The 13,388-nt window shown below is 72.3% G+C and carries 9 protein-coding genes; 3 read left to right on the top strand and 6 right to left on the bottom strand.

Annotated elements, in window-relative coordinates; genetic code table 11:
- Window positions 1–173 precede the first annotated feature (173 nt).
- Window positions 174–560 carry an MGMT family protein gene (locus tag ACZ4O3_RS04650; protein WP_467721153.1) on the bottom strand — a complete coding sequence of 129 codons (387 nt, stop codon included), beginning with the start codon at window positions 558–560 and terminating at the stop codon, window positions 174–176.
- Between the two features lie 161 nt (window positions 561–721).
- On the opposite strand from ACZ4O3_RS04650, the gene ACZ4O3_RS04645 reads away from it, so the two are divergent.
- From ACZ4O3_RS04645 to ACZ4O3_RS04635, 3 genes are all read left to right on the top strand, one after another.
- Window positions 722–3,484, top strand: a complete 2,763-nt coding sequence (locus ACZ4O3_RS04645) for a lysylphosphatidylglycerol synthase domain-containing protein (RefSeq protein WP_467721151.1) — start codon at window positions 722–724, stop codon at window positions 3,482–3,484.
- A gap of 150 nt (window positions 3,485–3,634) precedes the next feature.
- Complete coding sequence (locus ACZ4O3_RS04640) at window positions 3,635–5,176, top strand: alpha/beta hydrolase (protein WP_467721150.1); 1,542 nt, start codon at window positions 3,635–3,637, stop codon at window positions 5,174–5,176.
- 155 nt (window positions 5,177–5,331) lie between these two features.
- Entirely contained in the window at window positions 5,332–6,879 is a 1,548-nt protein-coding gene (locus ACZ4O3_RS04635; RefSeq protein WP_467721148.1) for an alpha/beta fold hydrolase, read from the top strand.
- A gap of 62 nt (window positions 6,880–6,941) precedes the next feature.
- Here the strand turns inward: ACZ4O3_RS04635 and moeZ are convergent, their stop codons facing one another.
- The 5 genes from moeZ to ACZ4O3_RS04610 all read right to left on the bottom strand — a co-directional run bounded on the left by moeZ (window position 6,942) and on the right by ACZ4O3_RS04610 (window position 13,177).
- Window positions 6,942–8,120: an adenylyltransferase/sulfurtransferase MoeZ gene (gene moeZ / locus ACZ4O3_RS04630; RefSeq protein WP_362719720.1), complete on the bottom strand. Its 1,179-nt coding sequence runs from the start codon at window positions 8,118–8,120 to the stop codon at window positions 6,942–6,944.
- 63 nt (window positions 8,121–8,183) lie between these two features.
- Complete coding sequence (locus ACZ4O3_RS04625) at window positions 8,184–8,933, bottom strand: spherulation-specific family 4 protein (RefSeq protein ID WP_467721147.1); 750 nt, start codon at window positions 8,931–8,933, stop codon at window positions 8,184–8,186.
- Window positions 8,921–9,880 carry an NAD-dependent epimerase/dehydratase family protein gene (locus ACZ4O3_RS04620; RefSeq protein WP_467721146.1) on the bottom strand — a complete coding sequence of 320 codons (960 nt, stop codon included), beginning with the start codon at window positions 9,878–9,880 and terminating at the stop codon, window positions 8,921–8,923. The genes ACZ4O3_RS04625 and ACZ4O3_RS04620 overlap by 13 nt, the downstream gene beginning before the upstream one ends.
- 181 nt (window positions 9,881–10,061) lie before the next feature.
- A complete protein-coding gene (locus tag ACZ4O3_RS04615; protein WP_467721145.1) occupies window positions 10,062–11,402 on the bottom strand; it encodes a hypothetical protein in 1,341 nt (446 codons plus the stop codon).
- The gene (locus tag ACZ4O3_RS04610) at window positions 11,399–13,177 is read right to left on the bottom strand and encodes a glycosyltransferase (protein ID WP_467721144.1); all 1,779 of its coding nucleotides are present in this window, start codon (window positions 13,175–13,177) and stop codon (window positions 11,399–11,401) included. The genes ACZ4O3_RS04615 and ACZ4O3_RS04610 overlap by 4 nt, the downstream gene beginning before the upstream one ends.
- Window positions 13,178–13,388 lie beyond the last annotated feature (211 nt).

The raw sequence follows: 13,388 nt of genomic DNA, 5'->3' as shown, positions 1-13,388 counted from the left end.
CTACGCCGACGAACCGGGCGGAAGCAGGGCTTCCGCTTCTTCCCGTCAGCCTCGGGTGGCACTCGTGGCACGCGCGCCCCACATCCCACGAACGTACGTCATGCCACGGACGTCCCCTGTGTCCCTCGAACGGGCCACGGGTTCCCCCCGAGCGCCTCGAATGGCGGAAGCTGTCAGGTGTGAGCCTCCGAGTCCGCGTCGCCGTCCCACCGCGCCCGCTTCATGTCGAGCCGCGGCAGATGGCCCTCCGCGGCCCTGCTCGCCTCCTTCAGCGCGGTGCCCTCCGCGCGGTAGTGGTCCAGGGCGCTCAGCTCGTGCCCCGGCAGCAGCACCCCGTCGGCGCGCACCACCCGCCACCAGGGGACGGAGCCGCCGTAGAGGGACATCACCCGCCCCACCTGGCGCGGCCCACCCTCCTCCAGCCACTCCGCGACATCGCCGTACGTCATCACGTGCCCGGGCGGAATCCGCTCGGCGACCTCCAGGACCCGCTCGGCGTACTCGGGCAGCTCGTCCGCGTACCCCTCTCGGGTGTCCTCGGAAAGGTTCCGCTCGCTCATTCGCCCCATCCTGCCGCACCCCACCGACAACCGGTGCGGTCCGCGCCAGGTCTCGTTCTCGCTCCCGGAGGGCCCTTGGGGCAGACTGTGCGCCCCCGCATCTGCACCCTGATGCCCTCGTGTGTCGGTGGGGCATGCCACCATCGTGCGGGCGGTGACTGGTGATACGAGATCAAGAAGAGACGAGCGAGCAGCAGGGCGTGCACCCCGGCGGGGCGACGGGCACCCCTGACGCCGCCGCACGCCCGGACGCGCCCGAATCCGGCGCCGTACCCGCGGAATCCGCGCGCGCGGACGCCGTGGAGCCGGACGCCGTCCCCGACGTCTCCGAGGCGGAACACGTGCCGGACGAGCTCCACACGGACGAGGTGGAGGGCGACGAACCGCTGCTCCCCGCGCGCGTGCACCGCCCCTCCGACCTCATGCGTCTCCTCGTCGGCGTGCTGGCCGTCGCCGTGCTGCTCGGGATCGCCGCGTTCGCGCACGGCACCACCTCCGGGCTCGAACAGGACATCAACAAGGGCACCGGGCAGGCGCCCGACCTGCTGATCAAGATCGCGGGACTGGCCTCCAGCATCGCGATCCTGCTGGTGCCGGTCGCGTTCGCCATCGAGCGGCTGATCAAACGGGACGGGCTGCGCATCGCCGACGGCGTGCTCGCGGCCGTCCTCGCCCACGGCGTGACCCTCGCCACCGACCTGTGGGTCGCCCGGGCCGCCCCCGGCTCCATCCAGGAGGCGCTCACCCAGCCCTCCCCCGGTGACATCCACGCCCTCACCGACCCGGTGCACGGCTATCTCGCGCCCGTGATCGCCTATATGACGGCCGTCGGCATGTCCCGGCGGCCGCGATGGCGTGCGGTCCTGTGGATCGTGCTGACGCTCGACGCGTTCTCCATGCTCGTCACCGGCTACACGACACCGTTCTCGATCATCCTCACGGTGCTGATCGGCTGGACCGTCGCCTACGGCACGCTCTACGCGGTCGGCTCCCCCAATGTGCGCCCCACCGGCCGGACCCTGCTGGCGGGGCTTCGGCACGTCGGCTTCCACCCGGTGGGCGCGGCCCGCGAGGAGGCCCTGGACAGCGAGAACGGCGACCGGGGCAGACGCTACTTCGTCACCCTGGAGGACGGCCCGCCGCTGGACGTCACGGTCGTCGACCGGGAACAGCAGGCTCAGGGCTTCTTCTACCGCGCGTGGCGCAACCTGACCTTGCGCGGCTTCGCCACCCGCTCCAGCCTCCAGTCGCTGCGCCAGGCGCTGGAGCAGGAGGCGCTGCTGGCGTACGCGGCGATCGCGGCCGGCGCCAACGCGCCCAAGCTCATCGCCACCTCCGAGCTGGGCCCGGACGCCGTGATGCTCGTCTACGAGCACACCGGCGGCCGCACCCTCGACTCGCTCGCCGACGAGGAGATCACCGACGAACTGCTGCGCAACACCTGGCACCAGGTGCAGGCGCTGCAGTCCCGCCGGATCGCGCACCGCAGGCTCGCGGGTGACGCCATCCTGGTGGATCGTTCCGGCAAGGTGATCCTCACGGACCTGCGCGGCGGTGAGATCGCGGCCGGCGAACTACTGCTGCGCATGGACGTGGCCCAGCTGGTCACCACGGTCGGTCTGCGGGTCGGCGCCGAGCGGGCGGTGGCCTCGGCGGTCGGCGTCCTCGGGCCCGACGCCGTCGCCGACTGCCTGCCGATGCTCCAGCCGATCGCGCTCACCCGCTCCACGCGCGCGACGCTGCGAAGACTGGCCAGAGAGCGTGCCCAGCGCGAACGCGACGCGGTCCTGGAGGCGTCCCGGCAGGCCAAGCAGGCGCGCGCGGAGGAGACCGAGAAGCCCGACAAGAAGACGGTGCGCGCCGAGCAGCGGGCCGAGAAGCGGGCCCTGGACGACGCGCTGGAAGAGGCCCGCGAGGAGGACCTGCTCACCCAGATCCGCCACCAGGTGCTCAGGATCAGGCCGCAGGCGCCCGTCGAGCCGGCCCGCCTGGAGCGGGTGCGGCCGCGCACCCTGATCAGCGTCATCGCCGGCGCGATCGGCGCGTACTACCTGCTGACCCAGCTCACCCACATCGAGTTCGGCCCCCTGGTCGCGAACGCCCAGTGGGGCTGGGTGATCGCCGCGGTGCTGTTCTCGGCGCTCAGCTACGTCGCCGCCGCGATGGCACTGCTCGGGTTCGTGCCCGAGCGGGTGCCGTTCGTGCGGACCACCGCGGCCCAGGTCGCCGGATCGTTCGTGAAGATCGTGGCACCGGCGGCGGTCGGCGGTGTCGCCCTCAACACGCGCTTCCTGCAGCGCGCCGGGGTGCGCCCCGGCCTCGCGGTGGCGAGCGTCGGCGCCTCCCAGCTGTTCGGGCTCGGCTGTCACATCCTGATGCTGCTGTCCTTCGGCTATCTGACCGGCACCGAGAAGACCCCGTCGCTGTCGCCGTCCCGCACCGTCATCGCGGGCCTGCTGACCGTCGCCGTGCTGGTCCTGGTGGTGACCTCGGTCCCGTTCCTGCGGAAATTCGTCTCCACGCGCGTGCGGTCGCTTTTCGCGGGCGTCGTACCGCGCATGCTGGACGTGCTGCAACGGCCGCAGAAGCTCGTCACCGGCATCGGCGGCATGCTGCTGCTCACCGCCTGCTTCGTGATGTGCCTGGACGCCTCCATCCGCGCCTTCGGCAACGAGGGCGCCTCGCTCAGCATCGCCAGCGTCGCCGTCGTCTTCCTCGCCGGAAACGCGCTCGGCTCCGCGGCGCCGACCCCGGGCGGAGTCGGTGCGGTGGAGGCGACCCTGACCGTCGGCCTGATCGCCGTCGGCCTGCCCAAGGAGGTCGCCGCCCCCGCCGTCCTGCTGTACCGGCTGCTGACCCTGTGGCTGCCGGTCCTGCCCGGCTGGCTGGCCTTCAACCACCTCTCCCGCAAGGGAGCGCTCTAGCCACGGCGGCAGCGCCGCGACGACGAGGCGCCCCGGCCGGCGCAGCGCGCGTCACGCAGCACGCCGTATGCGGCACGGCCGTACCCGGGTCGTACCTCGTACGGCTCGCGCCCCGCGCGCGGGGCCGCGCGCGACCCCAGGATGGGAAACATGCCGAACCCCTTCCGGATCCGTGCCGCCGCCCTGACCACCGTCCTGGTGGCGTCCTGCCTGCTGAGCGGCTGCAGCGACGGTGTCAAGGACGGGGATCTGGCGACACAGAAGCTGGACTGGACGGCCTGCCCGGCCCCCGACGAGGCCGAGGGCGGTGGCGACGCCCCGTCGCCGCTGCCCGGCGGCGGGACCTGGCAGTGCGCCACCATGAAGGCGCCGCTGGACTGGTCCAAGCCGAAGGGCGCCACCATCGGCCTCGCTCTGATCCGTGCCAAGGCCAGCGGCGACGCGAGCAAACGGATCGGCTCCCTGATCTTCAACTTCGGCGGGCCCGGCGGCAGCGGCGTCACCACGCTGCCCGCGTTCGCCGGGGACTACACGGCCCTGCGCACCCGCTACGACCTCGTCAGCTTCGACCCGCGCGGAGTCGGCCGCAGCGACCCGGTCGAATGCGAGGACGACGAACAGCTCGACAACTACTTCCAGCAGGACGCGACGCCCGAGACCAGCGCCGAGCGCACCCAGCTGATCAACCGCACCAGGCAGTTCAACGCCGCCTGCGAGAAGAACTCCAGGACGATCATCCCGCAGGTGCGCACCACCGACGCCGCCCGCGACATGGACCTCATGCGCCAGGTCCTCGGCGACCGGCAGCTGCACTACTTCGGCATCTCCTACGGCACCGAACTCGGCGGCGTCTACGCCCACCTGTTCCCGAAGAACGTGGGCCGGGCCGTCTTCGACGGCGTCATCGATCCCACCCAGAACACCGAGCAGAGCTCCCTGGGACAGGCCAAGGGTTTCCAGCTCGCGCTCGACAACTTCGCCGAGGACTGCACGTCCAAGAAGACCGAGTGCCCGATCGGCGACACCCCGCAGGACGTGAAGGACCGTATCGGCAAGCTCCTCGCGGACCTCGACAAGAAGCCGATCCCCGGTATCCTCCCCCGTCAGCTGACCCAGACCGCCGCCATCAACGGCATCGCCCAGTCCCTGTACTCCAAGGACTTCTGGGAGTACCTCACCGAAGGACTCGAAGAGGCGTACGACGGCGACGGGAAGATCCTGATGCTGCTGTCCGACTCCATGAACGGCCGCAGCCAGAACGGTGAGTACAGCAACATCACGGCGGCGAACATCGCCATCAACTGCGCTGACGAGAAGCCCCGGTACACCGCCGACTACGTGCAACAGAAGCTGCCCGAATTCCGCGCCGCCTCACCGCTGTTCGGCGACTACCTCGCGTGGGGCATGGTCAGCTGCACGAGTTGGGCGGTGCCGGGCGCCGCGGACCATCCAGACGTCAGCGCGCCCGGGTCGGCACCGATCCTGGTCGTGGGCAACACGGGCGACCCGGCCACGCCGTACGAGGGTGCGAAGAAGATGGTGGAGGCACTGGGGAACGGCGTCGGTGTCGAGCTGACGTACCAGGGGCAGGGGCACGGGGCCTACGACAGCAAGAACAAGTGCGTGCAGTCGGCCGTGAACGGCTACCTGCTCGACGGGAGGGTGCCGAAAGCCGGCGCGGTCTGTTCGTGAGCGCGGGACCGGACGGCCGCACTACCTCGGCAGGTTAGGAAACCGCAGGTCACGCTGTTATCCACAGGCCGCAACAGCCTTCGCCGGATCTGCCTACTATGACCTGACCGCTTTCCGCGACGAACCTGCGGAGAGCCTGTGTGGGGGGTGTGCGCATGGTGCGTTCTGTACGGTGGGCGGCCGCTGTCGCGGCCGCGTTGCTCGTGGCCGGGTGCGGCAGTGGGTCGTCGGGCGGGGGCGAGGACGAAGGGAAGACACGGTCCGAAGGGCCGTCGTCCTCGTCCACCGCCTCCGCCGCTCTGCCCTCCTCACTGACCTCGCAGAAGCTCGACTGGGGCCGCTGCACGGGCACTTCGGACTCCGCGGCACCCGGTGGCGAGTGGCAGTGCGCGACGCTCAGGGTGCCGCTCGACTGGTCGAAGCCGGACGCGAAGACGACAGGGCTGGCACTGATCCGGGCGAAGGCGAGCGGGGGGCCGGGCAAGCGGATCGGCTCGCTGCTGTTCAACTTCGGCGGTCCCGGAGGCTCGGGCGTCTCGATGATGCCGTACTACGCCACCACGGCCTCCGCACTGCGCGAGCGGTACGACCTGGTGAGCTGGGATCCGCGCGGGGTGGGCGCCAGTGAGGGGATCCGGTGTCGCAGCGACAAGGACCTGCGGTCCGCCGAGTCGGTCGACGCCACCCCGGACACGCCGGCCGAGGAGTCGGCGTACTTCCAGGACGCCGCGGCCTTCGGCAAGGGCTGCGAGACGGCGGCCGGCGAGCTGATCGGGCACGTCTCGACGACCGACACGGCCCGGGACATGGATCTGATGCGCCAGGTGCTCGGTGATACGCGGATGCACTACTTCGGCATCTCCTACGGCACCGAACTGGGCGGCGTCTACGCCCACCTGTTCCCGAAGAAGGTGGGCCGGCTGATCCTGGACGCGGTGGTCGACCCGACCGCGGACTCGGTCGGCCACGCGAAGAACCAGGCCCGGGGATTCCAGCGGGCGCTGGACGACTACCTCAAGTCCACCGGGCAGGACTCGGAGCAGGGCTCTCAGAAGATCGTGGACCTGCTGAAGAAGATCGACACCGAGCCGCTGCCGACGTCCTCCGGGCGGAAGTTGACCCAGACCCTCGCGGTCACCGGTATCGTCCTGCCGCTGTACAGCCAGGACAGCTGGCCGACGCTGACCGGCGCGCTGCGCGCGGCCGAGGACGGCGACGGCTCGGCGCTGCTGTCGCTCGCGGACCAGTACAACGAGCGGGACTCCTCGGGGCACTACGGCACGACCGCCCACTCGCAACGGGTCATATCGTGCCTGGACGACAAGCAGCGGCCCACGCCCGCCCAGACGAAGAAGCTGCTGCCCGACTTCGAGAGGATCTCGCCCGTCTTCGGCGACTTCCTGGGCTGGGACACGGCCGGCTGGTGCCACGACTGGCCGGTGGCCGGGGAGTACGACACCCCTCAGGTGAGTGCCCCGGGCGCGGCCCCGGTCCTGCTGGTCGGCAACACCGGCGACCCGGCGACTCCCTACGAGGGCGCCCGGAGAATGGCCGACGAGCTGGGCAAGGGCGTCGGTGTCGAGCTGACCTGGAAGGGCGAGGGCCATGGGGCCTACGGCAGCGGGAGCGACTGTGTGGACTCGACGGTGAACGCCTACCTGCTGGACGGCACGGTCCCGAAGGACGGCAAGGTCTGCTCATGACGAAAGCGGGGGCCCGGGATGCCTGCCGCACCCGAGTCCCCCGCCCGTCGCGGAGACTGCGCTCAGTAGACCGGCTTGTGCGGCTCGATCTGGTTGACCCAGCCGATCACGCCGCTGCCGACGTGCACGGCGTCCGCGAAGCCCGCGGACTTCAGGACCGCGAGGACCTCCGCACTGCGGACACCCGTCTTGCAGTGCAGGACGATCTTCTTGTCCTGGGGCAGGCCCTCCAGGGCGGTGCCGAGGAGGAACTCGTTCTTCGGGATCAGCTTGGCGCCCGGGATGGAGACGATCTCGTACTCGTTCGGCTCGCGGACGTCGATGATCTCGATGTTCTCGCCGTCGTCGATCCACTCCTTGAGCTGCTTGGGAGTGATCGTCGAACCGGCGGCCGCCTGCTGGGCCTCCTCGGAGACGACGCCGCAGAAGGCCTCGTAGTCGATGAGTTCGGTGACGGTCGGGTTCTCGCCGCAGACGGCGCAGTTCGGGTCCTTGCGGACCTTGACCTGCCGGTACTGCATCTCCAGGGCGTCGTAGATCATCAGGCGGCCGACGAGGGGATCGCCGGTGCCGGTGAGGACCTTGATGGCCTCGGTGACCTGGATGGAGCCGATGGACGCGCAGAGCACGCCCAGCACGCCGCCCTCGGCGCAGGAGGGGACCATGCCCGGCGGCGGGGGCTCCGGGTAGAGGCAGCGGTAGCAAGGACCGTGCTCGGACCAGAAGACCGAGGCCTGGCCGTCGAAGCGGTAGATCGAGCCCCAGACGTACGGCTTGTTCAGCAGCACGCAGGCGTCGTTGACCAGGTAGCGGGTGGCGAAGTTGTCCGTGCCGTCGACGATCAGGTCGTACTGGCTGAAGATGTCCATCACGTTCTCGGCCTCGAGCCGCTCTTCGTGAAGGACCACGTTCACGTAGGGGTTGATGCCGAGGACGGAGTCACGGGCGGACTCGGCCTTGGAGCGGCCGATGTCGGCCTGGCTGTGGATGATCTGGCGCTGCAGGTTCGACTCGTCGACCTCGTCGAACTCCACGATGCCGAGGGTGCCGACACCGGCCGCGGCGAGGTACATCAGCGCCGGCGAACCCAGGCCGCCGGCACCCACACAGAGCACCTTGGCGTTCTTCAACCGCTTCTGCCCGTCCATCCCCACGTCGGGGATGATCAGGTGGCGGGAGTACCTGCGGACCTCGTCTACGGTGAGCTCAGAGGCTGGCTCGACCAGGGGTGGCAGCGACACGGGGACTCCGTTGATCGGTCAATCACTACAGTTGTTCTCCGTGTAACACTGCCACGCCCCTCATCATTCCGAGACACCCGTCCCGACCCGCGAGACGATGTCGTCCCAGTAGCCGGGCATGTTCTCCCAGGGATCCACCCGGCCGCCGTGATCCGTGCGGTCCGTGAAGTAGATGGTCGCGGCGCCCTGCCAGCGGGCGATGCGCAGTGCCTCGTCGAGGTGGCCGCGCGGCACGCTGTGCACGAAGTGGCAGAAGCGGTCCGGCGGATAGTCCGCGGTCCACTCGGCGACGTGGGACCAGCGGTAGTCGCTCCACGGCCCGGCGAAGGTCACCAGTTGGTCGGCGTTCTCCGCGTAACCCGGATGGGGGTGGGTGCCGTGGCCGAGGACGATGTGCGGGTCGTCACCGATGGTGCGCAGGGTGGCGACCGCGCGGCGGATCTCGGGCAGCGCCGAGCGTTCGCCGGGGCAGCGCTCCAGCAGGAAGCCGTCCACGCGGTACCAGTCGTGATAGCGGCGGGCGTCCAGGACCAGGTCGCCGTGGGGGCGGGCGCCGTAGGTGGCGTCCAGGCGGCCGAGGACGCGGACGCCCGCGTTGCGGAGCCGGCCGGCCGCCTCCAGGCAGTGCGGGTCGGGGCGGCTGCCGGGTCCGTTCGCCACGTTGAGGACGACCCAGTGCAAAGGGGTGCCCGGGCGCGTGAGCTCGGCCCACTGCGCCGGGGCGAGAAGGGGGTGGGCGTAGCCCGGGATGCCGAAGGCGGTGCCGAGGCCGGTGGTCGCGGCGCCCGGTGTGGTGCTGGTCAGATGCGGCATGCCGCCTCCATCCAGATGTCCGCGAGGGACTCTTCGAGGTTGATACGGGGCCGCCAGCCGAGCCGGTCACGGGCGCAGCGCACGTCGGCCTGCTGCCAGCTGCCGCAGCCGTCCGGGTAGGGGTAGGCGACCGGGGCCGCGTGGTCGGGGTCCATGCGGGGGTGGCCGATGGGGCTGCGCATCGGGCCGGGCGGGCCGTCGAGTTCGTGCAGGGCGCCGCCGTATCCGGCGACCCGGGCGAGGACGGCGGCTGCGTCGCGGAGGCGGACGGCGCGGCCGGAGCCGATGTTGATGACGCCCTGGGCCGCGGAGAGCGAGGCCGCGTGGACGGCGCGGGCGACGTCGCGTACGTCGATGAAGTCACGCTGGGCGCCGAGGCCGCCGAGTTTGAGCTCGCCGTCGCCGGACTGCATGGCGCGCCGCATGGCTTCGGCCAGGCGGCCGAGCGGGGAGCCGGCCGGGGTGCCGGGCCCGGCCGGCGAGAAGACGCGCAGGACGACGGCGTCCAGGCCCGACCCGAGGACCAGTTCGGTGGCGGCCAGCTTACTGACGCCGTACGGGCCGCCTGGGCGCGGTACGGCGTCCTCGGCCGTGGAGGAGCCGGGCTGGCTCGGGCCGTACTCGGCGCTGCAGCCGATCTGCACCAGGCGTGCGCTGCAGCCGCTGCGGCGCAGGGCCTCGCAGATGGTGGCGACGGCGACGGTGTTGTGCCGGGTGAGTTCCCGGGCACCGCCGCGGGTGGCGCCTGCGCAGTTCACGACGACGCCCGGGTGGACCGCGTCGAGGAACCGGGTGAGCGCACCGGGGCTGCCGGTGGCGAGGTCGAAGCGGACGTCGGCGTCGTCTCCGCGGCCGAGCGCGGTGAGCTGGACGGCCGGGTCGGCGAGCAGCCGGTCGGCGACGAAGCGGCCGAGGTATCCGTTGGCTCCGATCAGCAGAACCCTCATCGCGCGGCTCCCGGGGTGTCCGCTCCGGCGGCTCCGGTGGTTCCGGACGCTCCGGGTCCGGGTCGGGAGGTGGTCATCTGGTGGTCTCCTTCAAGGGGTGGTGCGGTTGCCCCCGGCGGGGTGCCGGGCGCCTGCCGCCGCGACGGCACGGCGAGGCAGGCGAAGAGAACGGGGGCTCTGCTCACTCCGGGTCTCCCGTCGGCGCGTGGGCCGCGGCCCGCGTGAGGGTGCGGGTCGCCTGGAACAGCAGCGCCAGGGCCGCGGTGCCGCAGACGAGTGCCGGGACGCTGTCCGCGCCCCACGCGTCGACCAGGGCCTCGACGGGGCTCGCCAGGAAGGCGCAGCCGGGCAGCCGTCCGGCCAGCACCAGCCCCACGGCGGCCGCTTCGGCGGCCGCGGCGAGGGCGAGGGCGGGGCGGGGCGGGACGTTGTGGACGGTGAGCAGGCGGGCGAGCAGGAGGAGGGCGCCGAGAGTGAGGCCCTCCGGGTAGCCGGCGGGTTCGCCCAGGACGACCCCGCACAGGGCGAGCAGGGCGGTGAGGACGCCCAGGTAGAGGGCGAACGCGCCGAGCAGCAGAGGCTGTACGGCTCCGGTGAACTCCGCCAGGCCCCGGCTGCCCGTGAGCCTGCGCCGGGCAGCCGTCGTGAAGAGGTGGGCACTCCAGGCGGCCGGGGCGCAGGCCAGGGTGAGGGCGAGGACCGGCGCGGTGGTCACCGGCCAGGAGCTGTGCGCGGCGCCGGTCGGGAGGCCGTCGGGGCCGCCGTCCAGGACGGCAAGGAGCAGGCCGTTGCCGAGGAGGGCGTAGCCGAGCAGCCAGCAGGTCCATACGCGGGTACCGGTGAGGGTGTGCCGGGCGAGGGCACCGGCGGGCACGGCGAGGGGACCGCGGCGCAGGGCCAGCCCCGCGGCCATCGCGAGGGCGAGTACGCCGACGGCCACCGTCAGCAGGCGCGGCCGGCCCTCGGTGAGCCGCACGCCGGTCACCAGCGCCGCGCCGACCGTGCCCGGCAGGAGCGTCAGCAGTGCCCGGTCGGCGCGCACGCGGGGCGTGGGCCCCGGTTCCGGGCACGGATGCCGGTCGCCGTCGCGGGGCACGCGCGCATAGAGCTCCTCGGCGAGGGAGAAGACGTCACGGTGCCGGAAGCGGGCGGCGGTACGGTCGGTGACGCCGTGCGCTTCGAGACCGGCCGCGATCTCCAGCGGGTCGACGGCCTGCACGCAGAGTGCGCGGTGGCGGTGCATCAGCGCTTTCACGGGATCGGCGGCGCCTCGGCGCGGGGCGGATCCGCGGTTGCCCTCGGCGGCCCGGGCGGTCCGGGCGGCCCGGGTGCGGAGCCGGCCGGCGACCGCGGCCGCCCGCGGAGGCCCGCTCCCGGGCAGGGCGTCCTCGGAGCCGTCGTCCGCCGCGCCCAGGAGCCATTTCTCCGACCGCGCGTCCCAGGCGTCGGCCCCGCCGGGGCGCCCGGGCCGGTCCGGTTCCCGCGGACCGCCGGTGACCGCGCCGTCCGCGTCGCCGTTCACAGGGCGCCCTCCGGGGCGGTGAGCGGGGTGGCCCGTACCGGGGTCGGCCACGGTGGGGTACCCAGGGCCCAGCCCGGACCGCCCGGGCTCGCGACGCGGGCCGTCGGGCCGGTCCAGCGGCCGGGGACGTGGGCCTCGGCCGGAGCGGCGAACGGCAGCGGCTCGCCTGCCTCGTCGAGGACGACCCGGCGTACCGGACAGTGCGAGACGATCTCCAGGTAAATGCCGTGAAATGCCGCGATGTTCTGCTCGACGGTGAACAGTTCGAGTGCCCGGGCTCGCGCGGCGGCTCCAAGGCGCTCACGGCGCTCGGGGTCGCGCAGCAGCGCCACGCACGCCTCCGCGAGCGCCCGCGGATTGCGCGGGGGGACGACGAGACCGGTGCCGCCGATGACCTCCACCACGGCGCCGACGTCGGTGGAGACGGTCGCGCGGGCGCAGAGCATCGCCTCGACGAGACCGGTCGGGAAGCCCTCGACGACGCTCGAGAGGACGACGACCGAACCGGACGCGTAGGCGTCGGCGAGGGTCGGCGCCTCCGGGCCGCCGATCTCCTCGAAGGAGACCGGGTTGTCGCCGACGGCGTGCACTCCCTCCGCCTCGTCCGGGAAGAGCTGGGCGGCGAGCGCCTTGCAGTGGCCCAGGTAGGCCCGGCCCTCCCCGCCGACCGGTGCGCCCACGACCCGCAGCCGCGCCTTGGGCTCCTCCTTGCGGACCTCCGCGAACGCGTGCAGCAGCGACACCAGGTCCTTGGACGGTTCCGCCCTGCCGACCCACACGAGCGTGTCCGGATCGGCGCGGTCCGGCGCCTCGCCCACCTCGGCGAAGCGGGCGGCCTCCATGCCCGGGTGGACGGTACGGATGCGGGACCGGTCGGCACCGCAGCGCTCCTGCCAGCGGCGGGCGTGCGCGTTGCCGGGGGTGACGATCGCGGCGCGGCCGTAGACCTCGGCGGCGAGCCGGCCGTGAAAGGCGGCCAGCAGGGTGCGCACGGCCGGGGTGGCCGCGTCGGGACCGGAGGCGAGGTAGTGCGAGCGCAGCTGCACGCCGTACTCGGTGACCAGCAGCGGGACGTCGCAGAAGTGGCGGGCGAGCAGCCCGGGCAGGGCGGCCGGGCCGCCGGCGGTGGCGTGGCAGAGATCGGCGGCACCGAGGCCGTCGTCGCCGTACCAGTCGAGCGAGAGGGGGCGCAGGGTGCGTTCGAGGTGCGCGGCGACGGCGAGCAGGTCCGGCACGCGCGCCTCGCGCACCGTACCGACTGCGCCACGTGCACGACAGGCGCGCTCCAGTGTGCGCACGGCGCTGTCGGAGCGGAGTGCGCCGACCAGTCCGCCCTCGTCACGGGCGAGTTCGGCGAGTCCGTAGAGCGCGCTGCCGAAACGGTCCGCCAGACGACCTGACCCGGTATCGGAGCCGCCAGCGCTGTCCATGGCGCCCGCACCGCCCGAGCCGTCCCCACCGTGCGAGCCGCCGGAGCCGCCTGCGCCGTGCGGGCCTGGATCTGCCGGGCCGCCGATGCCCGGACCGGCGCACAGTACGGCCGCCAGTTCCCCGTAGCTCTCGACGAAGCGCCGACGCGCGCGCCGTCCGTACCCGACCCCGTCCTCCTCCGCGGCCCACAGGGGAGCCGTCCGCACCCGGCTGACGTGCGGTGGCAGCGGGAGCCGGCCCTCGTCCTCCTGGCGCCTGCTGCGGCTGAGCGCGTAGATGTCGAACTCGTGCCGCCCGAGCCCGCGTACGAGCCGGTCGCACCAGAGTCTGGCGTCACCGCTCACATACGGATAGCTACCCTCCGTAATCAGTCCGATGCGCACGTGTGCACCCCCGATCGATCTCCCGTGGGAGCCACCGTTGCCTCGGCGGCTCGCAGCGGGACGAACGTATGCGGACAAGGCGGTGGCGCGATGGACGGTTGTCCATCGCGCCACCAAAAGGGGTGAACGGTCGTAACTTTCCCGTGCGGACCGCGTTCGGTCGCGCTAAGAG

The sequence above is a fragment of the Streptomyces sp. NPDC026515 genome (assembly GCF_055567595.1).
This window is presented reverse-complemented; position numbering and strand designations above follow the sequence as displayed.